Annotated in this window: 24 protein-coding genes; 13 read left to right on the top strand and 11 right to left on the bottom strand. The window is 64.5% G+C overall.

Annotated features, from left to right (window positions below; genetic code table 11):
• Positions 1-10 precede the first annotated feature (10 nt).
• From Q8S60_RS02355 to recR, 3 genes are read left to right on the top strand one after another with little or no spacing between them, the layout of a single operon-like run.
• Positions 11-1,873 (top strand): DNA polymerase III subunit gamma/tau, encoded by a 1,863-nt coding sequence (locus Q8S60_RS02355; RefSeq protein ID WP_305275732.1) that lies wholly within the window; start codon positions 11-13, stop codon positions 1,871-1,873.
• 5 nt (positions 1,874-1,878) lie between these two features.
• On the top strand, positions 1,879-2,187 hold the full coding sequence (locus Q8S60_RS02350) for a YbaB/EbfC family nucleoid-associated protein (RefSeq protein ID WP_370867263.1): 309 nt from the start codon (positions 1,879-1,881) through the stop codon (positions 2,185-2,187).
• Positions 2,188-2,191: 4 nt separating this feature from the next.
• Positions 2,192-2,791 carry a recombination mediator RecR gene (gene recR / locus Q8S60_RS02345; RefSeq protein WP_305275734.1) on the top strand — a complete coding sequence of 200 codons (600 nt, stop codon included), beginning with the start codon at positions 2,192-2,194 and terminating at the stop codon, positions 2,789-2,791.
• A 6-nt stretch (positions 2,792-2,797) separates the two neighbouring features.
• Here recR and Q8S60_RS02340 read toward each other — a convergent pair whose 3' ends face one another.
• Together Q8S60_RS02340 and Q8S60_RS02335 are read right to left on the bottom strand one after the other, a co-directional pair.
• The gene (locus Q8S60_RS02340; protein WP_305275735.1) at positions 2,798-4,138 is read right to left on the bottom strand and encodes a sodium:alanine symporter family protein; all 1,341 of its coding nucleotides are present in this window, start codon (positions 4,136-4,138) and stop codon (positions 2,798-2,800) included.
• A gap of 132 nt (positions 4,139-4,270) precedes the next feature.
• Positions 4,271-5,374, bottom strand: a complete 1,104-nt coding sequence (locus Q8S60_RS02335) for a DNA recombination protein RmuC (protein ID WP_305275736.1) — start codon at positions 5,372-5,374, stop codon at positions 4,271-4,273.
• Positions 5,375-5,472: 98 nt separating this feature from the next.
• Between Q8S60_RS02335 and def the strand changes: the two genes are divergently transcribed.
• Genes def through truA form a run of 3 tightly spaced genes read left to right on the top strand, consistent with a single transcriptional unit; the run spans position 5,473 to position 7,663 of the window.
• A complete protein-coding gene (def, locus tag Q8S60_RS02330; RefSeq protein WP_305275737.1) occupies positions 5,473-5,994 on the top strand; it encodes a peptide deformylase in 522 nt (173 codons plus the stop codon).
• Complete coding sequence (gene fmt, locus Q8S60_RS02325) at positions 5,991-6,923, top strand: methionyl-tRNA formyltransferase (protein ID WP_305275738.1); 933 nt, start codon at positions 5,991-5,993, stop codon at positions 6,921-6,923. The genes def and fmt overlap by 4 nt, the downstream gene beginning before the upstream one ends.
• Positions 6,923-7,663 (top strand): tRNA pseudouridine(38-40) synthase TruA, encoded by a 741-nt coding sequence (gene truA / locus Q8S60_RS02320; protein ID WP_305275739.1) that lies wholly within the window; start codon positions 6,923-6,925, stop codon positions 7,661-7,663. Before fmt ends, truA begins: the two co-directional genes overlap by 1 nt.
• A gap of 6 nt (positions 7,664-7,669) precedes the next feature.
• Here the strand turns inward: truA and murI are convergent, their stop codons facing one another.
• From murI to Q8S60_RS02290, 6 genes are all read right to left on the bottom strand, one after another.
• On the bottom strand, positions 7,670-8,494 hold the full coding sequence (murI, locus tag Q8S60_RS02315; RefSeq protein WP_305275740.1) for a glutamate racemase: 825 nt from the start codon (positions 8,492-8,494) through the stop codon (positions 7,670-7,672).
• Positions 8,491-9,099 (bottom strand): hypothetical protein, encoded by a 609-nt coding sequence (locus Q8S60_RS02310; protein WP_305275741.1) that lies wholly within the window; start codon positions 9,097-9,099, stop codon positions 8,491-8,493. Before Q8S60_RS02310 ends, murI begins: the two co-directional genes overlap by 4 nt.
• The gene (gene dapE, locus Q8S60_RS02305) at positions 9,096-10,283 is read right to left on the bottom strand and encodes a succinyl-diaminopimelate desuccinylase (RefSeq protein WP_305275742.1); all 1,188 of its coding nucleotides are present in this window, start codon (positions 10,281-10,283) and stop codon (positions 9,096-9,098) included. Before dapE ends, Q8S60_RS02310 begins: the two co-directional genes overlap by 4 nt.
• A 44-nt stretch (positions 10,284-10,327) precedes the next feature.
• Positions 10,328-11,173: a 2,3,4,5-tetrahydropyridine-2,6-dicarboxylate N-succinyltransferase gene (gene dapD, locus Q8S60_RS02300; protein ID WP_305275743.1), complete on the bottom strand. Its 846-nt coding sequence runs from the start codon at positions 11,171-11,173 to the stop codon at positions 10,328-10,330.
• A gap of 111 nt (positions 11,174-11,284) precedes the next feature.
• Entirely contained in the window at positions 11,285-12,580 is a 1,296-nt protein-coding gene (locus Q8S60_RS02295; RefSeq protein ID WP_305275744.1) for an EAL domain-containing protein, read from the bottom strand.
• Positions 12,581-12,696: 116 nt separating this feature from the next.
• Positions 12,697-14,061, bottom strand: a complete 1,365-nt coding sequence (locus tag Q8S60_RS02290; RefSeq protein ID WP_305275745.1) for a hypothetical protein — start codon at positions 14,059-14,061, stop codon at positions 12,697-12,699.
• A 73-nt stretch (positions 14,062-14,134) separates the two neighbouring features.
• Here Q8S60_RS02290 and Q8S60_RS02285 point away from each other — a divergent pair, with 73 nt between their 5' ends.
• Together Q8S60_RS02285 and Q8S60_RS02280 are read left to right on the top strand one after the other, a co-directional pair.
• Positions 14,135-14,611 carry a glutathione peroxidase gene (locus tag Q8S60_RS02285; RefSeq protein ID WP_305275746.1) on the top strand — a complete coding sequence of 159 codons (477 nt, stop codon included), beginning with the start codon at positions 14,135-14,137 and terminating at the stop codon, positions 14,609-14,611.
• Positions 14,608-15,108, top strand: coding sequence for a DinB family protein (locus Q8S60_RS02280; protein WP_305275747.1), 501 nt, complete (start codon positions 14,608-14,610; stop codon positions 15,106-15,108). The genes Q8S60_RS02285 and Q8S60_RS02280 overlap by 4 nt, the downstream gene beginning before the upstream one ends.
• 56 nt (positions 15,109-15,164) lie before the next feature.
• Here the strand turns inward: Q8S60_RS02280 and Q8S60_RS02275 are convergent, their stop codons facing one another.
• Positions 15,165-15,836: an OmpA family protein gene (locus tag Q8S60_RS02275; RefSeq protein WP_305276407.1), complete on the bottom strand. Its 672-nt coding sequence runs from the start codon at positions 15,834-15,836 to the stop codon at positions 15,165-15,167.
• Between the two features lie 227 nt (positions 15,837-16,063).
• Here Q8S60_RS02275 and Q8S60_RS02270 point away from each other — a divergent pair, with 227 nt between their 5' ends.
• From Q8S60_RS02270 to Q8S60_RS02255, 4 genes are all read left to right on the top strand, one after another.
• Positions 16,064-16,828 (top strand): SDR family oxidoreductase, encoded by a 765-nt coding sequence (locus Q8S60_RS02270; protein ID WP_305275748.1) that lies wholly within the window; start codon positions 16,064-16,066, stop codon positions 16,826-16,828.
• 1 nt (position 16,829) lies between these two features.
• Positions 16,830-17,279, top strand: a complete 450-nt coding sequence (locus Q8S60_RS02265) for a GNAT family N-acetyltransferase (RefSeq protein WP_305275749.1) — start codon at positions 16,830-16,832, stop codon at positions 17,277-17,279.
• A 46-nt stretch (positions 17,280-17,325) separates the two neighbouring features.
• Positions 17,326-18,177 carry an SDR family oxidoreductase gene (locus tag Q8S60_RS02260; protein ID WP_305275750.1) on the top strand — a complete coding sequence of 284 codons (852 nt, stop codon included), beginning with the start codon at positions 17,326-17,328 and terminating at the stop codon, positions 18,175-18,177.
• 152 nt (positions 18,178-18,329) lie between these two features.
• Positions 18,330-19,655, top strand: coding sequence for an alkyl sulfatase dimerization domain-containing protein (locus tag Q8S60_RS02255; protein ID WP_305275751.1), 1,326 nt, complete (start codon positions 18,330-18,332; stop codon positions 19,653-19,655).
• Between the two features lie 26 nt (positions 19,656-19,681).
• Here Q8S60_RS02255 and Q8S60_RS02250 read toward each other — a convergent pair whose 3' ends face one another.
• Positions 19,682-20,719 (bottom strand): alpha/beta fold hydrolase, encoded by a 1,038-nt coding sequence (locus Q8S60_RS02250; protein ID WP_305325913.1) that lies wholly within the window; start codon positions 20,717-20,719, stop codon positions 19,682-19,684.
• A 197-nt stretch (positions 20,720-20,916) separates the two neighbouring features.
• Positions 20,917-21,531, bottom strand: coding sequence for a cupin domain-containing protein (locus Q8S60_RS02245; protein ID WP_305275753.1), 615 nt, complete (start codon positions 21,529-21,531; stop codon positions 20,917-20,919).
• A 105-nt stretch (positions 21,532-21,636) separates the two neighbouring features.
• On the opposite strand from Q8S60_RS02245, the gene Q8S60_RS02240 reads away from it, so the two are divergent.
• Positions 21,637-22,715, top strand: a 1,079-nt coding sequence (locus Q8S60_RS02240; RefSeq protein ID WP_305668291.1) for an aminotransferase class III-fold pyridoxal phosphate-dependent enzyme, incomplete at its 3' end; no start/stop codon positions are given.

Here is a 22,715-nt window from a genome sequence, read left to right as displayed (position 1 = left end):
CGCGATTTCCATGAATGACAGCGTGGAAAATCTCGCCACCGAAGAGGATGCGCCCCACCGACCGGATCCCGCGACGGAACCCGGTTTCAATCTCGGCGACGTACCGCCTGCGCCCACCCGCGCGGTATCCTCCGGCTATCAGGTTCTCGCCCGCAAATACCGCCCCACCGTCTTCGCGGATCTGGTCGGCCAGGAAGCGATGGTGCGAACGCTTTCGAACGCGTTCGACGCGGACCGCGTCGCTCATGCCTTCATGCTCACCGGCGTGCGCGGCGTCGGCAAGACGACGACGGCCCGCATCCTTGCCCGCGCGTTGAATTACGAGAAGCCCGGCGCCACCAAGGGCGACGGTAGCGGCCCCACCATCCACATGGACGGTCTCGGCGTTCATTGCGAAGCGATCATGGAATCGCGCCATGTCGACGTAATGGAGATGGACGCAGCCTCGCGCACCGGTATCGACGACATCCGCGAAATCATCGACAGCGTGCGCTACCTGCCGGTCTCGGCGCGCTACAAGGTCTACATCATTGACGAAGTGCACATGCTCTCGAAGCAGGCCTTCAACGGCCTGCTGAAGACGCTTGAAGAGCCGCCCGCACACGTGAAGTTTATATTCGCGACCACCGAAATCCGGAAAGTGCCGGTAACGGTTCTCTCGCGCTGCCAACGCTTCGATCTCCGACGCCTGTCGGTGGACGAGTTGACGGGTCTGCTCGGCAGCGTCGCGACGAAGGAACATGTCGAGGCGGAAGATGCGGCGTTGCGGCTGGTCGCCCGCGCGGCCGATGGCTCGGCGCGCGACGCCCTGTCGCTTCTCGACCGCGCCATTTCGCATGGCGAGAACGGCGTCCTCGAAAGCGATGTCCGCGACATGCTCGGCCTCGCCGACCGCGCGCGGGTGTTCGACCTCTTCGATCTTCTGATGAAGGGCGATATCGGCGGCGCGTTGACGGAACTTCGCGCGCAATACGATGTCGGTGCCGACCCCGCAGTCGTCCTCTCCGATCTCGCCGAACTGACGCACTGGCTGACGCGCCTGAAGCTTGTCGAGGGGGCGAGCGACGACGTCGCCATGTCGGAAACCGAGCGCACACGCGGCCGCGACATGGCGGAACGGCTTCCCATCCGCGTTCTTTCGCGGGTCTGGCAGATGCTTTTGAAGGGGCTGACCGAGGTGCAGGGCGCCGCGCGGCCTATCGCGGCGGCGGAAATGGTGCTGGTACGCCTCGCTTATGTCGCGGACGGTCCGGGCCCCGAAGAACTCCTCGAACAGTTGAAGGGCGGCGGTGCTGCCCCCGCACGCTCAACCGCGCAGTCCGCGGCGCCTTCCTCCGACGGGCCCCGCGCGCAATTGCGCTCGGTCTCCACGATCGCCACGGACTTCCGTCCGGCCGAAAGCACGCCTGCCGCCGCGGTGGCGACGGCGGCCATCGTCAGGAACTTCGAAGACGTCGTTGCACTCGTCTCGAAACAACGTGATATCCGCCTGAAGCATGCGCTGGAGGCGGGCGTACGTCTCGTGAGCTTCGAGCCGGGCCGCATCGAAATCAGCCTTCTCGAAGGCACGCAGAGCACGATCGTCAGCGAACTCTCCGACACGCTCTCGAAGGCCACAGGCACGCGCTGGTTCGTTTCGATCGCTCGCGGGCCGGCACCTGCAACGCCCACCTTGCGTGAGCAAGCGCAAACGCGAGAAGAGGCGGCGAAGGAAAATGCCCGCGCCGATCCGCTGGTAAAGGCAGCGCTCGCCGCTTTTCCCGGCGCGGAGATCGTCGATGTGCGCGAACCGGGGCTCGTCCTGCCGGAAGGCGAAGGCCTGCTTCCGCCCGATCCCGAGGCCGCATTCGAAAACATGGAGTCCGACGAGTGAAGAACATGCTCGACATCATGAAGCAGGCGCAGAAGTTGCAGTCGCGCATGGCCGATATGCAGGCCGAGCTTGAAGCGGCGGAGGTCGAGGGCCGTGCAGGGGGCGGTCTCGTTACCGTTGCGATGTCCGGTAAGGGCGAGGTGAAGAAGGTCACCATCGACCCGTCGCTGATGAAGGCGGAGGAGCGCGAAATCCTCGAAGACCTCATCGTCGCCGCTGCCGCCGACGCCAAGACGAAAGCGGAATCCATTGCCGCGGAGAAGATGAAGTCCGTCACGGGTGGTCTTCCGCTGCCTCCGGGCCTCGGGCTCTGAGCCAATGGCCGTCACCGGTCCGGAGATCGAGCGACTGATAGCGCTGCTGTCGAAGCTGCCGGGGCTTGGGCCCCGCTCCGCCCGCCGCGCCGTCCTGCAGCTCATCAAGAAGAAGGAAACGCTGCTCGGCCCTCTCGCCGCCGCCATGACCGAGGCAATGGCGAAGGCGCGTGTCTGTTCCGTCTGTGGCAATGTCGATACGCAAGACCCGTGCGCCATCTGCACGGACGAGTTGCGCGACCCGCATGTCCTCTGCATCGTGGAGGAGGTCGGCGATCTCTGGGCGCTCGAACGTGCGGGCGCGCATAAAGGCCGCTATCACGTGCTTGGCGGTGTGCTCTCTGCCCTTGACGGTGTCGGCCCCGACGATCTCAATATCGGCCGGCTGGTCGAGCGCCTGACCGGCGGTGAAGTGCGCGAGGTCGTCCTGGCCATGAATGCGACAGTCGACGGCCAGACCACGGCGCATTACATCACCGACCGGATTTCAGGTCTCGGCATCGCCGTTTCGCGCCTCGCACACGGCGTGCCGGTCGGCGGTGAACTCGACTATCTCGACGACGGAACGCTGGCCGCCGCGATGAAGTCGCGACGGCCTTTCTGACGGTTCCTAGCTCTTCGCCCAGTAGTTGCGTGTCATTGCGAAGACCGCGGGCGCCAGGATGAAGAGCGCGATCAGGTTCGGCAGAGCCATCATCGCGTTGAGAGCGTCCGCCATGTTCCAGACGAGATCGAGGCTGGTTGCGGCGCCGAACGGGATCGCCAGCACCCAGACGATGCGATAGGGCCAGATTGCCTTGATACCGAAAAGGAATTCCACCGCCCGCTCGCCGTAATAGCTCCAGCCAAGCAGCGTTGTGAAGGCAAAGAGGGCAAGCGATGCCGCGACGATGGCCGCACCCCAGGGAAGCGCCGAGCCGAAAGCCGCACTTGTCAGCGCCGCGCCGTTGAGGCCGCCCGCCCACAGGCCGGATGTGATGATGACGAGGCCCGTCAGCGTGCAGACGACCAGCGTGTCGATGAAGACGCCGACCATGCCGACAAGACCCTGCTGGATCGGATCGTCCGTCTTCGCAGCCGCATGGGCGATGGCGGCGCTGCCGAGGCCTGCCTCGTTCGAGAAGATGCCGCGTGCAAAGCCCCAGCGGATCGCGAGCATGACGCTTGCACCGATGGCGCCGCCTTCGACCGCGCCCGGCGTGAAGGCATACTGGAAGACAAGCGCGAAGGCCGCCGGAATGGCCGCGTAGTTGATCGCGAGGATGACGACGGCCGTACCCACATAGAGAACGATCATTGTCGGTACGAGCGCGCTTGCAACTTCGCCGATGCGGCGGATGCCGCCGACCAGCACAAGTCCCACCAGCACCATCATCGCAAGGCCGGAGACGAGCACAGGCACGCCGAAACTTTCATTCAGCGCATGCGCGACCGAGTTGGCCTGCACGCCATTGCCGATGCCGAAACCGGCAAGCGCGGTGAAGATGGCAAAGGCCGGCGCGAGAATGAGCGCGAGCGTCGGAAACTTCGCACCGACACCGTTCTTGATGTAATACATCGGCCCGCCGACATGATTGCCGAGTTCGTCCACCTCGCGGTAGGCGACGGCGAGCACTGCCTCGGTATATTTGGTCGCCATGCCGACAAGGGCGATCACCCACATGTAGAACAAGGCGCCGGGGCCGCCGAAATAGATCGCGGTAGCGACGCCGGCGATGTTGCCGGTGCCGACCGTGGCGGCCAGCGCCGTCATCAGCGCCTGGAAAGGCGAGATATCGCCGGCGCCCTTTGAGGGACGGACGGAGAGGGCGAGGGCTTCCGGCAGCTTCCGCCAGGGAACGAAGCGCAGCCCGATGGTGAGGAAAACACCTGTCGCCGCCAATGCGATCAGCATCGGCCATCCCCACAGGATGTTGTTCAACGCATTGATGAAATCGTTGGTGGCCTGCATCGCGTTCCCCTTGCCCTTGAGCCGCCCCCCGGGGCGCAGTGTCGGTTCCGCCCGGAGCCTAGCAAAGAAACGCCCGCCCGCACCTCAAAAATCTTGGCACGGCAACTGGCAAAATAGTCCGGATTGAGGGTGTCAATTCGAAAGCAGGTCGGCGGTGGCGGTGCTCGGTGGCAATGGCATCGCGGCGTCTTCCTCGCCCAGTTCGACTTCCTGAATTTTCTCGCCCCGACGTGTGATCGAGTCGGTCGACTTCCTGATGTCGCCGATGTCCTTCTCGGCCTGCTCGAAATGCCGCTGCAGATTGCCGACACGCCCGTCGAGCCTCGTGACGTCCTGCATCAGCAGACCGACATATTTCTGAATAACACCTGCCTGCTTGCGCATCTCGACATCCTTCAGCACCGCCCGCACGGTATTGAGCGTTGCCATCAATGTCGTCGGCGAGACGATCCACACGCGCGCCTGATAGGAGCGGTTCACGACATCGCCGAAATTCGCATGCAGTTCGGCATAGACGGCTTCTGACGGCAGGAACATCAGGGCTGACTCCGCCGTCTCGCCCGGCACGATATATTTTTCGGCAATCGCATTCACATGTTTCGTCAGGTCGGCGCGGAACTGGCGCTGCGCGACGGTGCGCTCCGTGTCGTCCTTGGCGTTCCGCAGCATGTGATAGGCATCGAGCGGAAATTTCGCGTCGATGGCGATGGAGCCCGGCGGGTTCGGCAGGTGGATGACGCAGTCCGCCCGTGTGCCGTTGGAAAGCGTGGTCTGGAAACCATAGGCCGATGGCGGCAGCGCGTTGCAGACGATGTCATTCAACTGCACCTCGCCGAAGGCACCGCGCGCCTGCCTGTTCGCGAGAATGTCCTGAAGCCCGACCACCTGTGTTGAGAGATCGGTGATGTTCTTCTGCGCCTCGTCGATCACGCTCAGCCGCGTCGTCAGCGTGCCCAGCGTCTCCGCCGTCTTCTGCGCGGTCGCCTCGAGGCTCTGCCCCATACGCAGACTTACCTGCTCCAGCCGCTCGTTCAGCGTTGTGGTGAGCTCGACCCGGGTTTGTGCCTGCGTCTCGGCCATGGCCGCAATCCGGCCGACCAGTTCGGTCTGCTGCCGGACGAGGGCGGCCACGGCATCGTCCGCATCCTTTGCCCGCCCGCGCATGAGCAGGACGATAGCGGCGCCGAGACCGGCGGCCACCAGGGCGACGAGCACAATAACCAGGGTTTCTGTCATTTTTTCCACCTCTGGAGGAACTATAGCCGATTCCCCGCCTCGTCCGCGCCGACGCTCTCCGGCTTGACCCCGCCGTCCCCCGGGCTTATTTCAACCCCATGGCGATACGCGAAATCATCACCGCGCCGGACCCCCGGCTGAAAGAGGTCTCGAAGCCCGTCGACAGGGTCGATGACGGCCTGCGCGCGCTCATGGACGATATGCTGGAGACCATGTATGCCGCTCCCGGCATCGGTCTCGCCGCCATCCAGATCGGGGTGCCGAAACAGGTCATCGTCATGGACCTCGCCCGCGAGGGCGAGGAGCCGCAGCCGCGCTATTTCGTCAATCCGGATATCCTCTGGACCTCGGAAGACACGGCCGTTTACGAAGAAGGCTGCCTGTCGGTGCCGGAGTTTTATGAGGACGTCGAGCGCCCGGCCCGCTGCCGCGTGCGCTATCTCGACTATCAGGGCGAAATCCGCGAGGAGGACTGCGACGATCTTCTCGCCACCTGTCTCCAGCACGAGATGGACCACCTGAAGGGTATCCTCTTCATCGACCATCTCTCGCGCACCAAGCGCTCCATGCTGCTGAAGAAGCTGACGAAGCAGAAGAAGCTTCAGAAGGAACCGGCTTGAAGCTCGTCTTCATGGGAACGCCGGATTTTTCGGTTCCCGTTCTCGCGGAAATCGTCGCCGCCGGCCATGAAGTCGTTGCGGTCTATTCGCAACCGCCGCGCAAGGCGGGCAGGGGCATGGCCGAGCAGCCCTCGCCCGTGCATCGCTTCGCGGAAGAGCACGGCATCCCCGTCTTCACACCGGTCTCGTTGAAGGGGGAGGCCGAGCAGCAGGCCTTCGCGTCGCTCGATCTCGATGTTGCGGTCGTCGTCGCCTACGGTCTCATCCTGCCGAAGCCGGTGCTCGAAGCGCCGCGCCTCGGTTGCCTCAATCTCCATGCCTCGCTGCTGCCGCGCTGGCGCGGCGCCGCGCCCATCCAGCGCGCCATCATGGCGGGCGACGCCGAAACCGGCGTCATGGTGATGCAGATGGAGGAAGGCCTCGACACCGGCCCGGTGCTCCTGGCGGAGCGTGTGAGGATCGCGGCGGACGAGACGGCGGGCAGCCTCCACGACAGGCTCTCCCATATCGGTGCGTCGCTGATGGTGCGGGCGCTTGCCGCTCTCTCCCGTGGCGGTCTCGAAGCGACCCCGCAGGCGGAGGATGGCGTCACTTACGCGCGGAAGATCGAGAAGGCCGAAGCCCGCATTGACTGGCGCCGCCCGGCGAGCGAGCTCGATTGCCATATCCGGGGGCTCACGCCCTCTCCCGGCGCCTTCTTCGAGATTGCCCGCGGCAAGGAAGCCGTTCGCGTGAAAATCCTCCGGGCGAAGCCCGTCGCGAAATCCGGCAAGCCCGGAATGGTGCTCGATGCCGGAGACAGCATCGTCGTCGCCTGCGGGGAAGGCGCGCTCGAAATCGCCGACCTCCAGCGCGCCGGCAAATCGCCGGTCGGCGCACGCGAATTTCTGCGCGGCTTTCCCCTCTCCGCCGGCGAGAGTGTCGCCTGATGCCGCGCTACAAACTCACCATCGAATATGACGGCTCGCCCTTTGTCGGTTGGCAGGCCCAGACCAACGGCCGTTCCGTGCAGCAAGTGCTGGAAGAAGGCATCAAGGGCTTTTGCGGCCGGGAATTGAAAGTCCATGCCGCTGGCCGCACGGATGCGGGCGTTCATGCGCTGGGACAGGTTGCCCATGTCGACTTCGAAAACCCTGTCGCGGTGGACACGCTGCGCGATGCCGTGAACGCCCATATGCGCCCGCATCCCGTCGCCATCGTCGAAGCCGAAGAAGTGCCGGACACATTCGAGGCCCGCTTCTCCGCCGTGAAGCGCCACTACATGTACCGCATCGTCAACCGCCGCGCGCCTTTGACGCTCGATCGGGGCCAGGCATGGCTCGTCCACAAGCCGCTCGATGCCGATGCGATGCACGATGCGGCGCAGGCACTGGTCGGCTACCACGACTTCACGACTTTCCGCTCGGTCCAGTGCCAGGCGAAATCGCCGGTGAAGACCGTCGACGAGATTTCGGTATCGCGCTATGCGGACGAAATCGAAATCGTCTGCCGCGCCCGCAGTTTCCTCCACAATCAAGTGCGCTCATTCGTCGGCACTCTGAAAATGGTCGGCGATGGAAGCTGGACGCGGCGCAAGGTGGAAAAGGCACTGGCGGCAAAGGACCGCGCCGCCTGTGGCCCGGTCGCGCCGCCGGATGGATTGTATTTGCTGCAGGTCGACTACGAGTAGGCCGGCTCAGCTTGGCCTTATATCCACCAGCTCCACATCCTTCGCGCGGATGATTTCGCCGAAGAAAATGCCGCCCACCCGCGCGAAACGCTCCGTGCTGTCGGTCGCGAGAAAGCGTGTCTTTCCCTTGCCGCGTCGCTTCGCCCCCAGGCCCCGGTCGGCCAGCGCCGCCTGCACCGCTTTTGCGGTCGTTGCGGCGCTGTCGACCAGCTTCACGTCCTTGCCCACCACCTTCTTGATGGTTCGCGCCAGCACCGGAAAATGCGTGCAGCCGAGCACCAGCGTATCGGGCGCATTCTTGCCCCTGAAAAGCGGCGCCAGATAGCGCTTGGCCGCCGCCTCCGCGACATCGCCGCTGACCCAGCCTTCCTCGGCCAGCGTCACGAACAGCCCGCAGGGCGCCTGGCTCACAAAGGCGTCCGGCTTGAGCGCATGGATTGCGCGAGCGTATGCGCCTCCCTTTACCGTAGCTTCCGTGGCGATGACGCCGATATGGCCGCTTCTGGTGGCGCCGACGCCTGCTTTTGCGCCCGGCTCAATCACCCCAATGACCGGCAGCGGCTTCAACGCTTCCGTCAGCGGGCCGATGGCGACGGCGGATGCCGTATTGCAGGCAATGACGATCATCTTCACGCCATGCTCCATCAGGTGTTTCGTCGCCTGCGTCGCATAGGCCGTCACGGTTTCGGGGCTCTTCGTGCCGTAGGGGAGACGCGCGGTGTCGCCCAGATAGACGAGGTCCTCATGCGGGAGTGCCGCTCGCAGCGCCTTCAACACCGTAATGCCGCCGATACCGCTGTCGAAAACGCCGATGGGGCGATTGTCGCTCATCCGCTGAAGCCTCCCGCGCCCGGCAGCAAGATCATGCCCACCACCTGGTCGACCGAAAGGCTGAGCACAAAGTCGAAAACCAGTATCGCCGCCGCGGCGCCCTTGTCCGCGCCGAGGACTTCTCGCGCGATTTGCCACCGGTACCAGGCGAGCAGCATCAGCGCCGGCAGCGCCAGCACGACAGCCATCTGCGCCGAGTAGATACCGAGCGAGTAGGGAATGAGGGGGAGCGCGAAGGCGACGGTCGTGAACAGCACACCCCAATTATAGGTGATGAGCCATGCGATATAATGAGGCCGCAGTTTCAGCGCTTGCGCGATCCGCATCATGGCCGCAAGGAACAATCCCCAATAGATGAATGTGCTGAGCATTTCGGCGGTAATGAAGAGGCCGAACGACAGGTCGCGGGCCAGATCGAATTCCGACTGTGCAATGCGCCACGAGGCGGTGATGCTGAAAAAGAGCACGGGCACAGAGAGCAACAGGGCCGAGAAAGAGCGTGCCGCCCCTGCCGTCGACAGATCGAAACAATGCTTGGCACGTTCGTCCCGCGTGACGATGCGCCAGGCGCCGATCAGGCCGTTGGTGACCTCCGCCGCGCTCAAGATGCCCGCCCGGCGAAGTAGCCGCGCAATACCGTCTCGTAAATATCGGCAAGCTGTCTTATTTCGCTGACGCCTGTGTTCTCGTCCGCTTTATGCATCGTCGCATTCGGCAGCCCGAATTCAACCACCGGCGCATAGGCGCGAATGAACCGCGCATCGGATGTGCCGCCGGTTGTCGAAAGCTCAGGCACGATCCCCGTCACGTCCTGCGCCGCTTCCGCGATCAGCGCGGAGAACGGCCCGGGCTGGGTGATGAAAGCCTCGCCCGAAATGCTCGTCTTGAAGGAGTAGCTGCCGCCCATCTCTGCCGTCACCGCGTCGAGCAAGCCGCGCATCCACTTGTCGAGCGAGGCTCCCGTATGAAGGTCGTTGAAGCGGATATTGAGGGTCGCCTGCGCCGACCCCGGAATGACATTCGTTGCCGTGTTGCCGACATCGACGGTTGTCACTTCAAGATTCGACGGCTGGAAATGATCCGTGCCTTCGTCGAGCACATGCGCGTCGAGCCGCCTCAGCATTTCGAGAAGCCGCGGAACGGGATTGTCGGCAAGGTGCGGATAGGCGACATGGCCCTGTGTGCCGTGAACGGTCAGCCAGCCATTTATGCTGCCGCGCCGTCCCACCTTGATCATGTCGCCGAGCTTTTCGACGCAGGTCGGTTCGCCGACGATGCAATGGTCGATCGTCTCGTTCCGCGCGGCGAGGGCTTCGAGCATCTTCCTGGTGCCGTTGATGCCCGGCCCTTCCTCGTCGCCGGTGATGAGCAGGCTGATCGAGCCTTGGAAGCCTTCCCGCGAGATGCGTTCGGCCGCCGCGACGAAGCTCGCCACGGCGCTCTTCATATCGGCGGCGCCGCGCCCATAGAGCCGCCCGTCCTTGATGTCTGCCGCGAAGGGATCGACGCTCCACGCATCGGTCTGGCCTACCGGCACGACATCCGTGTGCCCGGCGAAGCAGAAATGAGGATGGCCCGAACCGAGCCTCGCATAGAGATTGTCGACATCGGGCGTCCCCTCCGCCGAAAAGCGCATCCGCTCGCATTTGAAACCGAGCGGCGTCAGCCACTTTTCAAGGACGCCGAGCGCGCCTCCATCATTGGGTGTCACGCTTGGACAGCGGATCAGCTCCACCGCGATGTCGAGTGGATCGTAGGGGGAGGCGGGGGATGAAGCGGGCGCGGTCATGGGTCCACTTGGTACCCCGCGCCCCGCAACTCGTCAAATGAGCGTCAGTCGCGCAGCAACTCGTTGATGGCGGTTTTGGCGCGGGTCTGCGCATCCACCGTCTTCACGATCACACAGCAATAAAGGCTGGGTGCGGGTGACCCGTCCGGGTTCGGCTTTCCGGGAAGGGATCCGGGGACGACCACGGAATAAGGCGGCACCTTGCCGATATGGACCTCGCCGGTCGCCCGGTCGATGATCTTGGTCGAGGCCGAGATGAAGACACCCATGGAAAGCACCGCGCCTTCGCCGACGATCACGCCTTCCACGACTTCCGAGCGCGCGCCGATGAAGCAATTGTCCTCGATGACGACCGGGTTTGCCTGCAGCGGCTCCAGCACGCCGCCGATACCGACGCCACCCGAGAGATGGCAGTTCTTGCCGATCTGCGCACAGGAGCCGACGGTGACCCAGGTGTCGACCATCGTCCCCTCGTCCACATGGGCACCGAGATTGACGAAGGAGGGCATCAGCACGACGTTCGGCGCGATATAGGCCGAGCGGCGGACAATGGCGCCCGGCACGGCCCGGAAGCCCGCCTTGCGGAATTCGGTCTCGCCCCAGCCCTCGAACTTCGACGGCACCTTGTCCCACCAGCTGGTGTTCTCGCCGGGGCCGCCCGCGATCGCCGACATGTCGTTCAGGCGGAACGAGAGCAGCACGGCCATCTTCAGCCACTGATGCACGACCCATTCGTTCTGGAATTTTTCGGCGACCCGCGCCTTGCCGCTGTCGAGGGCGTTCAGCGCCTCGTTTACGGCATCCCGCACCTCGCCTTTGGTCTGGGCGTTGATCTGGTCGCGATTCTCGAACGCGTGCTCGATGATCGGCTTGAGGTCGGCGAGGCTCATGGGATTGCTCTTTCGGAATGACAGGGCAAGGCTGGGGCAAGATACCCCGGCGCCACCCCCTGTCAACCGAGGGGCGAATATGGAGCCGCAAGCGCGTCAGATGGGAGAAAACTAGTCGGCAGCTATCGAAATTTCGGTCCGGGTGGGCTCGTCCTTCAATACGCTTTCGCGCACGGGGCGTGGCTCGCCGAAGAGGAAGCCCTGACCGAGCTCGACATCGAGGTCGAGCACGTCCACGACTTCGCGCTCCGTCTCCACCTTGTCGACGATGAGCTGGATGCCATTCCGGCGCAGCAGTTCTTTCAGGTCCGCCGCATGGATGTCCCCGGCGGTATGACGGCCTTCCAGCATTGTCGCCGCCGACACTTTCACATAGCGGAAGTTGCGGTCGTGCAGTGCTGCCACGTCGAAGCGCAGATTGGTCACCTGATCCATCGAGAAGCGGAAGCCAAGCGCGGCCAGCGCTTCGAGGCTCGCCCGTTCGACGGGGCCCGCGCCGTTCACCGTCATCTGGCTGAATTCGAAGATGAGGTGCTGCGCGAGATCGGTATTGTGCTGCATGTAGTCGATGAACTGCGGGAAGAAATCCTCGTCCAGCAGCGAGAAGGCGGAGATGTTGCAGAAGACGCCCGCCTTGCTGTTGCGCTGGGCGAGCTTGCGCACCACCTGGATGCAGCGGAAGAGCAGGATATTGTCGACCGTCGGCATCATGCCGGCGGGCTCCGCCACGCGCATGTAGTCGCGCGGCATGATGAGTTCGCCCTTGTCGGTGCGAAGCCGCGACAAGCCTTCGTAATAAAGCACCTTGCGCTGCGGCAGGCTCACCACCGGCTGCAGGTAGAGATCGACGCGGTTGGTCTCGAGCGAGCGGCGGATCGTCTCCAGCAATTCGGAATCGTTCATGTCCTCCAGCCGCTTTTCCGGCTTCGGCGGCGGAACGTCGCTGTCCGGCGCGGGAGAGGCGAGCTCAAGAGCGGGCCTGGAGGCTTCGATGGTGGCCGGCTGCGCGGCGGCAACGACGGCGCCGGAGAATTCACGCGTTTCGGCAAGCCGCTTCACGAGGCTTTCGACCACCCGGATTTCGGAGAAGATGCGTTCCATGCGCTCGGCGGTCTCGCGCTCGAAGCGTTCTTCCAGTTCGACGATCTTGTCCGCCGCATCGTCGAGATCGCGCGACAATCCGGCCGCGAGGCTCGTCAGTTCCTGCAATTCCTTGCGGACGGCCTTGCGTTCGATCCCGCGAGAGATGGCGGCATGGGCTTCGGCCCCCAACAGGCAGGCGATGAGCCCGCCCAGCGCCGCGAGCTTCGGATCGACGGCGAAAAACACGATGGCGCCATAGGCAAGCGCCACCGAAGGCAGCGCGTAAAGCAAGGTGGCGGCGAGATGTTTGATCGGCAACGGCATGTCCGAACGTCCCCGTGGCTCGGGCCCCCCAGGACCCACCGGTAAATTCACGTCTTCTTCACCCTATGCCCGAGCCCTTGCAAAACCGTTAACCAGTTTGGGCCCTGTCGCGGCTTTCACCGCATCCTTGCCTGCCTCGCTAGGCTCCCCCAATGCGCCGTCATCGGGCCGGAGGGCCTGAACGCCGGGTTTTCGGGGATGGCGCGCACCCGCTCAAGCCACTGCTCTTCGGCAGCGTCCGCCTCGCGCCATAGCTCCCGCGACAGCGCCCCGGCCTCCGCAGGCCCGCCGCCCCGCGCAAGCAACGCCTCCACCCGTGCCGCGAAAGAAGCCTCCAGCCGGTCGCGCTCTTGCCTGTAGGCCGCAAGCCGCTCGGGATAGTTCCGCAGCACCGCCCGGTGTAGCCGCTCATGGCGCCACCACCGCGTCTTCGCATCGAACACATCCGTCGGCGCCGGCCCGAAATCCGGCAGGGCGGCACCCTCGTAGCCGGGCCCGAAAAACACCGGCTTGAAGATGCCCGTATCGGGCGCCGCCGTGGCCGTCAGCCAATGGACGGCGCGCCCCTGGCCGAGCTCCGCCACCCAGGATGCCGTCGTCTGGCCGAACCGCCTGACCGGCCCGTAGGTCGCATGCGCCGACACCGCCCCGCCGAGAATGCCGTCCGGCCGCCACTGCTCGTTGCGCGCCGCCTGCGCGCCGTGGTCCCGGAGGAACGCCATCATGTCGGCCTGTGTCAGTCCACCTGTCCGCGCATTCAGCAGTGCGCTCGTCCGGCACCAGCGCTGATGGCCGCTGGCGAGCGCCGAGCGCTTGCGGTTCGCGAAGGCATCGGCGAAGTGAAAGGCTTGGCCCTCTTTCAGAAATCCCCGTTCCGCGGCCAGCGCAGCCGCGCCCTGGCTGGCGCGCTCGATCCCGCTGCCGATCGTGTAGCTGTTCGAAATGCTGCGCTTCGTGGCGACACGCTCCACCGCCCATTCGCGCCCGACCGTTTCGAGCACAAAGGCATCGCCCGCCGCATCGGCGACGATGAAGGAGTTGTGATACTCGAAGCGGCCTTTATGGGCGCAATTGCCGCCTTGCCCATGTGTCGCCAGAAGTGTCGTGATGACGTCGATGGCTTCCGCCGCGTTGGCGCCGCGCTCAAGACCGAGCCGCAACAGGTCCATGCCGATCAGTGCGGGCGTCGCACCGGGCGCGATCTTCGCATGCACCGCCTCGTTGCCGATAACGACGCCGTGCTCGTTCGCGCCCATCTCCGCGCCCCACATCCAGAAGGGTCGAGACAGCAGCACGGCATGGGTTTTGAGGGCCTGCGGGATTTCGATATAGGTGCAGCGGAGGGTGGCGTCCTTCGGATGCGATGCGGCGGGCACGAACATCGGATATTGCGCCTCGTTCGCCTCCCGGTCGGAATTCTTGGCAAAGAGCAACGCTCCCGTCGCCGTCGCTCCCGGCCGCGCCACTAGCGTATCGCACATGTTTTTCGTCTCCTTCGCCGCTTTTCGGGGCCATGCTATAATGCGCGCCGATAAAAAGGCGAGGAGACATCTCATGTCGGCTTGGGCTTTCGAATTCCGCACCATCAGGGGCGAAGCGCTGCCGCTGTCGCGCTTCGAGGGCAAGCCTGTCCTCATCGTCAACACGGCGAGCCGTTGCGGCTTCACGCCGCAATACCGCGAGCTTGAAGGTCTCTGGGAGAAATATCGCGCGCGCGGGCTCACAATCATCGGCGTGCCGTCCAACGATTTCGGCGCGCAGGAGCCCGGCACCGAGGAAGAGATCGCAAGCTTCTGCGAGGTGAATTATTCGGTCACCTTTCCCCTCACCGCGAAGCAGCAGGTCGTGGGCACCGAAGCCCATCCCTTCTATCTCTGGGTGAGCGAAGTCGCGGGTGAGGATGCGCGCCCGCGCTGGAACTTCCACAAATATCTCGTCGGGCCGGACGGCACGCTTGTGGGCGTCTATCCGAGCAAGGTGAGCCCGCTCGACACCTCGCTGGTGGACGAAATCGAAAGACTGCTCGGGTGAGCGGCTACGCGCCCATCGCCGTCGAGCTTTCGCGCTACAACCAGTGGCAGAACGAAAAGCTCTATGGCATCGTCGCGCAATTGCCGCCCGGCGAAGCCTCGCGCGAGCGTGGCATGTTCTTCGGCGACATCGTCGCGACGCTCGATCACATCCTCATGGTCGACACGCATCTCTTCGGCTACATCCAGGGCGTCGCGCCGCCGCCCTTCGATCCGAAGCGCCGCATCGAAACCGAATTCGACAATCTCCGGGCGGCCCGCGTCGGCCTCGATGCCCGCCTCCGTCTCGTCTGCGAAAGCGCCGTGGCCGTCTGGTTCGACGAGCCGATCGTAATGCCAAACGGCCGCCGCCTGCCGCGTTCCTTCTGGTGGGCGCAACTCTTCAACCACGCCACGCATCACCGCTCGCAGGTGACGTCGGAACTCAGTCATATGGGCATCGACTACGGCAACACCGACATGCCGTACAATCCGCTCACGCAATTTCCGGCACCCTGAAACAAAAAAGGCCCGGCATCGCTGCCGGGCCCTCTTCATCCATATATGCGCTGTAATCAGCTCGTCGTCAGCGGCGACAAGCGGATTTCCACGCGGCGGTTCTGTTCGCGTCCCTGCGGCGTGTCGTTCGTCGCGATCGGCTGGCTCTCGCCCGCACCGACGATGTAGAAGCGGCGGCTGTCCACGCTCTGGCCGATCAGATAGGCGGCAACGCTTTGCGCGCGCTTCTGCGACAGTTCGAGATTGTACTGGTCGGAGCCCGTCGAATCGGTGTGGCCCGTCACGTCGATCAGCGTCTTGTCGTATTCCTTCAGCACGATCGCGACCGAGTTCAGCACGTCGTAGAACTTCGCGTTGATGTCGGAGGAGTTGGTGGCGAAGGTGACGTTGCCCGGCATGTTGAGGATGATGTCGTTGCCGACGCGCGTGACGCTGACACCGGACGCCCGCAGGCGCTGCGTCAGCTCGGCTTCCTGCTTGTCCATGTAATAGCCGACGCCGCCGCCCGCCAGCGCGCCGATGCCCGCGCCGATCATGGCGCGCTGTCGCCGGTCGGTCGAATCGCCGCCGCCGATAAGGGCACCGCCGAGCGCGCCGATGACGGCGCCGCCAAGCGCCCCGTAGGTTGCCTTGCTCGTCTTCTGTTCGCCGGTATAGGGGTCCTGGGTCTGGCAGGCTGCGAGGCCGAAACTCGCGACGAGCGCGACGACGGCGAATTTTTTCATCAGCATTGATAGCTCCGATCGGTTGGTCCGGGCGCCGGATGGCGACCCGCCTGTTGTCCCGGATAGGAGAAACCGGCCGGGATCGAGAGAGTTCCCGCCTGTGGTTTCGCCACCCGATAGTGTACTAAAGTCCCATACCCCGCTGGTAAGGCAGAGCCTATCAAACGCCGCGTCCGGCGAGAACCCAATTCGATTACGGAAAACCACAATAAAATTAAGGGAGGCGACACATGAACCTGTTCGACCTGAGCGGAAAGGTGGCCATCGTCACCGGTTCCACCAAAGGCATCGGCGAAGCCATCGTCCATCGCATGGCCGAGCATGGCGCGAAGGTCGTCGTATCGAGCCGTAAGGCCGACGCCTGCGAGAAGGTCGCGGGCGAGATCAACGCGAAATACAAGGACGCCGCCATCGCCGTCCCCTGCAACATTTCCGAAAAGGCCGACCTGCAGCGTCTTGTGGACACGACCATGAAAAAGTGGGGCCGGGTCGACATCCTCGTCTGCAACGCCGCCGTGAACCCCTATTTCGGCCCCTCGAAGGACCTGCCGGACGACGCCTTCGACAAGATCATGTCGGCCAACATCAAGTCGAACCACTGGCTCGCCCACATGGTTCTGCCGCAAATGGTCGAGCGGAAGGACGGATCCATCGTCATCGTCTCGTCCATCGGCGGCCTGCGCGGTTCGCCCATCCTCGGCGCCTATTGCGTCTCCAAGGCTGCCGACATGCAGCTCGCGCGCAACCTTGCGGTCGAATACGGCCCCTCGAACATCCGCGTGAATTGCATCGCGCCGGGCCTCATCAAGACCTATTTCGCCAAGGCGTTGTGGGACAATCCGGAGATCCTCGAACGCTCCACCGCCGGCGCGCCGCTGAAGCGCATCGGCATGCCCGACGAGATTGCGGGCGCGGCCGTCTTCCTCGCCAGCCCGGCCGGCGCCTTCATGACCGGCCAGACCATGGTCGTCGATGGCGGCGCGACGGCTTCGTGACATGACGAAGTCCGTCCACATCCGTCCCTTCGCCGCCTTCGACCGCGGCGCATGGGACGCGATGTGGGCGGACTATCTCGCCTTCTACAAGACGGGCCTGCCGCCGGAAGTCAGCGCCGACACATGGGCCCGCTTTCTCGCGCCCGCGCCGAACCATATCGGCCTCATCGCGGAAGGGGAGGGCGCAACGCTCGGCTTCGCCCATGCGATCCTCCATCCCGGCACCTGGAGCCCGAAGCCGGTCTGCTATCTCGAGGATCTCTTCGTGAACGAAGGCGCGAGGGGGCACGGCGCCGGCCGCGCGCTCATAGAGGCGCTTGCCGAAAGAGGCCGTGCCGAAGGCTGGCTCCGCCTCTACTGGCAGACGGCCTCGGATAACGCGACGGCGCAGGCCCTCTACGATAAGCTCGCCCGTCGCGGGGATTGGGTCAGATACGACCTTGATCTTTGAATGAACATGACCATCTGATCGTTTTCGGTCATTGGGGGAACAAGCCATGAAATCCATCGTCGTCACCGGCGTATCGACCGGCATCGGTCATGCGGCTGCCACCGTTCTCGCGAAAGCGGGCTTCCACGTCTTCGGCTCCGTCCGCAAGGAGGCCGACGCCGCCCGCCTGAAAAAGGAACTGGGTGACCGCTTCACGCCGCTTCTTTTCGACGTGACGGACGAAGCTGCCGTGAAACAGGGCGCGGCAACCGTCCGCGCCGCCTTGAAGGGCGAGACTTTGGCCGGCCTCGTCAACAATGCGGGCATCGCCGTCTCGGGGCCCCTCCTCGAAGTCGACCCGGACGATTTCCGCAAGCAGATGGATGTGAACGTCACCGGCCCCTTCCTCGTCACGCAGGCCTTCGCGCCATTGCTCGGTGCGGACAAGTCGCTGAAGGGCAATCCCGGCCGCATCGTCAACATCTCGTCGGTCGGCGGCATCCGTGCCATGCCCTTCATCGGCCCCTATGCGGCGTCGAAATTCGCGCTTGAAGGCTTCTCCGAGGCGCTCCGCCGCGAACTCATGCTCTTTGGCATCGACGTCATCGTGATCGGCCCCGGCCCGGTCAAGACGGCGATCTGGGACAAGGCCGAAGAGATCGACATTTCGCGCTACGGCAATTCGCCGTACCTGCCGATCCTCGAAAAATTCCAGAAGGTCTTCATCGGCCAGGGCCGCGAGGGCCTCCCTGCCGAAAAACTCGGCAAGCTGATCCTGAAGGCGCTGACCACGCCGAACCCCAAGGTCCGCTACGCGGCCGTAAAAGGCCGCCTCGCCGAAAAGGCGCTGATGGCCTTCGCCCCGAAACGCACGCTCGACAAGGTCATCGCAAACATGCTCGGCCTCAATCCGAAGTGATTTGGCCCCCTTCCTTCCGTGAGAGGGAGGGGGAGCCCTCAAATTCCGTGTCGCGGAATTCTCTCCATATATTGTAGACAATCGGCCGGCCTTTTCCGACCTTGCGCGCCAAATCGCACGCTCGTGCATAATGGACGAAAAGGGAGCTCCCCATGGCCGATCTTCTCGCGCTTTCCGCGCGCTACATCGACAACGACATCTATGAAGGCGCCGGCCTCGTCAACCGTCCGACGACGGAGCTTTCCGAGGTTGCCCCCGGCATCGCTCTCATAGAAGCCTTCTCGCATGTGGTCGCCTTCCGCACCGGCGACGGCCTCGTCCTTTTCGACACCAGCCTCGAAGCCTTTGCGGGCGGCGTGATGAAATCGTTGCGCGGCTGGACGGACGAGCCCGTCTCCCATGTCTGCTACACGCATGGCCATGCCGATCATGTCGGCGGCACCGGCGCCGTTCTCTGCGAGGCCTGCGACCGCAACCGTCCGCGCCCGCAAGTGATCGGCCACGAAAACGTCTCGCCCCGCTTCCGCCGCTACGAACTGACCAACGGCTACAACTTCACCATCAATGCGCGCCAGTTCGCGCCCGCCACCGAACTCCGCATGGGCGGCGGCGAACCCGGCGGCAAGCCAGCTGCCCGCCGCTTCGGTCCCGACCCCTGGGTCCAGCCCGACACGACTTTCCGCGACCGCATGGAATTTCGTGCCGGCGATACGCGCTTCGAATTGCGCCATGCCATCGGTGAGACCGACGATCATCTCTGGGCGTGGGTGCCGGAGCACAAGGCGATCTGCTCGGGCGATTTCGTCACCTGGGTCTTCCCCAATGCGGGCAATCCGCAAAAGGTCCAGCGCTTCCCGCTGGAATGGGCGCGCGCGCTTCGCGAAATGGCGGCGATGGAGCCGGAGCTTCTGCTTCCCGCCCACGGCCTTCCCATTGCAGGCAAGGCGCGCATTGCGGGCGTGCTGGACACGATAGCGTCCGCGCTTGAATTCCTCGTCTCCCGTTCGCTCGACATGATGAACGCAGGCGCGCGCCTCGACGATCTCATCCATGGCGTCAAGCTGCCGTCCCATTTCATGGACAAGCCCTATTTGAAGCCCGTCTATGACGAGCCGGAATTCATCATCCACAATATCTGGCGGCTCTATGGCGGCTGGTACGACGGCAATCCTTCGCGCCTGAAGCCCGCCCCCGACGCCGCCGTCGCCGCCGAGATCGCGGCTCTTGCGGGCGGCGTTGCGAAGCTTGTCGCGCGCGCGGAAACCCTCGCCGCCACCGGCCGCGAGGAAGATATGCGCCTTGCCTGTCACCTCGCCGAAGCCGCGACGCTTGCCGAGCCCGAGAACCGCGAGGCTCACGCCGCTCGCGCTGCCGTCTATGGCGCAAGGCGCAAGGCAGAACTTTCCCTCATGTCCAAAGGCATCTTCGGCTGGGCCGAACGCGAAAGCGCGCAAAAGGCGGGAAAGAACGACGTTTAGGAGGCGGCTTCTCGACGGCCGATGGCTCAGGGGGCCGCTGCCGCGCAGCGGGGCTCCTCCATGCCGAACGCGGGCCACGCCGCCGTCCATCCCTCGCGATGCCCGGCGCCTGCCACGATGACACGAGACGCGCAGCCGCCGGGCGCGAGCGCCGCCATGTAGGCGTCGTTGACGGGGGCGGGAACCACCTCGTCCTCCGCGCCGCTGTAATGCACCTGCGGCACGCGGGAAAGCGTCGCTGCCGCGTCTATCGGGTTGAGCGATTCGGCAAGCGGCGACACTGCGTGATGACGGGTGAAGGCCGCGATGTCGAGCGGCGATGCCACCGTCTTGAGCCAGGCCACGTCGCCGCGCCGTGCCGCGATCAGGCTCGCCACCGTGCCGCCGCCGGAAAACCCGACAAGCGCCACCTCGTGCGCGCCCGCCTCGCGCATAAGCCGGTCCACCGCCTCGTCCATCGCCGCCACGACTTCCTCGCCATAGCGCGCCGAGGTCCAGAGGGTCGTCCGGCAGTTGCGTCCGGCGCTCCCGTCGCCGCGGCCGGTGTACTGGCAGGGCCGCGCGAGATAGGCGACGGCGTCGTGCTTGTCGAGCAGCGCGAGCTTCAATGCCACGGGGTCGACCGGCGTCGGATCGGCCGACGCGGTCGTACGGTTCGTCCACGCAAGCCCGTCTCCCTCGATATAGACGACGAGCAGCGGTGCGGAGGTTCCCCGCGTCCTGGCATAGAGATCGAAATCGGAGGTCTCGATGACGAGTGCTTCGCCGCCGCCGAATTCGGCCGCCAGTGCTTCCGCTTCCAGCTTCCGCTCGGCCGGCGAGGGCGCCGCGCAGGCGGCGAGGCAGAAGGAAAGGGCAAGCAGAAGCGGTGCGAAACCTCGCGGCCCATGCGCACAGGAACTCCATCGAGGGAAGATCGTCGGCCCCGCATAGCGCATGAACATGCCCCCCGGCGCATCGCCGCGCCGCCGCCATGCTAGCCGCAGGACATCATCCGCGAAAGACGCGCCCGCCATATCCTGGCGGGCCCGCGTCTCGAATGGGCCGGCAAGAATTCCGCACAAAAAAAGCCCTCCCCGCTTTCGCGGGGAGGGCAAAGAGATAACTCATGGGCCCTGTCTTGGGGGAGGGAGGGAGAGGGCCCGAGCCATCAGAGGGAACAATAAAGAGATAGGAACGGCCCCCGCGCCTCGCAAGAAGGCGCCCCTGCGACGGACGGTCGCGTCCGGCGGTTCTCGTTTTTCCTTTTTGTAACAGAGGCTTAGAAGCTCGGCGGCGTGCAGGCTGAGACGACGACGCAGTCGATCGTGCCGGGATTATGGAAGCGGTGGGGAAGGCGGCTGTCGAAATAATAGGCGTCGCCCGGAACCAGACGGCGAACCTCTCCGCCCACCGTCAGTTCGAGCACGCCGGAAATGACGACGCCGCATTCCTCCCCCGCATGGGACAGCATCTCGTCGCCCGTGTCGGCATCGGGTGCATAGCGCTCATGCATCATCTGGATCGCGCGGCCGCGCATGTCGCGGCCGACGAGACGCAGCGACACCGCGCCGCCGGCAATCTCGCGCAGCTCCTTCGCCTGGTAGAAGACTTTCGAGCGCGGCTTCATGTCGAGCGTCAGGAAGTCGGCGATGGAAATCGGAAATCCGTCCAGCACCTTCTTCAGCGACCCGACGGAAGGGCTGATCCTGTTCTGTTCGATGAGCGAAATCGTGCCGTTGGTGACGCCCGCGCGTTTCGCAAGTTCGCGTTGCGAGAAGCCGTGCATCTTCCGCAGCTCCCGCAACCGGGCGCCGATGTCCGGCCCTTTTTCTTCGCCCTCGGCGATCTCCGCCGCGGGAGCGGAACGGTGCGCGCGTCGTACATCCCCAGCCATTCGTTTAAGATACTAAACGGATTTGGAAGAGTCACGCGCCGAGCCGCTTGCTTTCGCACGCGCGCCGACTTTCAATCGCGGAAAGTTTTTCCAAGGAGCCTTTGAATGAGTGCCGACGCCACGCCGAACGATCTCGAATCCTTCTGGCTGCCCTTTACGCCGAACAGGCAGTTCAAGCGCGAGCCGCGCATCGTGTCGCGAGCGAAGGACATGCATTATTTCAAGCCGGACGGGACGCCGGTTCTGGATGCGACGGCGGGCCTCTGGTGCTCGAATGCCGGGCATTGCCGGGCGCCGATCGTGAAGGCGATCCAGGAGCAGGCGGCGGAACTCGACTTCGCGCCCTCCTTCCAGTTCGCCCATCCCAAGGTCTTCGAACTGGCGAGCCGCGTCGCCGCGATGGCGCCCGCCGATCTCGATCATGTCTTCTTCTGCAACTCGGGTTCGGAAGCCGCCGACACCGCGCTCAAGATGGCGATCGCCTATCACCGCGCGAACGGCGAGGGCACGCGCACAAGGCTGATCGGCCGCGAGCGCGGCTACCACGGCGTCGGCTTCGGCGGCATCTCGGTCGGCGGCATGGTCGCGAACCGCAAGTTCTACGGCCCCCTTCTCGCCGGCACCGATCATCTTCCGCACACGTATAATCGCGCCGAACAGGCCTTCACCATCGGCGAACCCGAATGGGGCGCGCATCTGGCGGACGAACTGCAGCGCATGGTCGAATTGCACGACGCATCGACCATCGCCGCCGTCATCGTCGAGCCCATGGCGGGCTCGACCGGCGTGCTGCCGCCGCCCAAGGGCTACCTGAAGCGGCTGCGCGAATTGTGCGATAAACACGGCGTCCTTTTGATTTTCGACGAGGTCATCACCGCCTTCGGACGGCTCGGCCATGCGACGGCGTCGGAACGCTTCGGCGTCACGCCGGACATCATGACGTTTGCGAAAGGCATCACGTCGGGCACCGTGCCGATGGGCGGCTGCGTCGTCAGGAAGCATGTCTACGACGCCTTCCAGACGGGCCCCGATCATGTGATCGATCTCTTTCACGGCTACACATATTCGGGACATCCGCTTGCTGCGGCGGCAGCGCTCGCGACGCTCGATCTCTATCGCGACGAGGGATTGTTCGAACGCTCGCGCAAGCTCGAACCCTACATCGCGCAAGCCGCGATGAGCCT

The organism is Parvibaculum sp. (genome assembly GCF_030694575.1).
In the GTDB taxonomy this organism is placed as follows: domain Bacteria; phylum Pseudomonadota; class Alphaproteobacteria; order Parvibaculales; family Parvibaculaceae; genus Parvibaculum.
The sequence above is the reverse complement of the archived record's forward strand: the minus strand, read 5'-3'. Positions and strand labels throughout refer to the sequence as shown.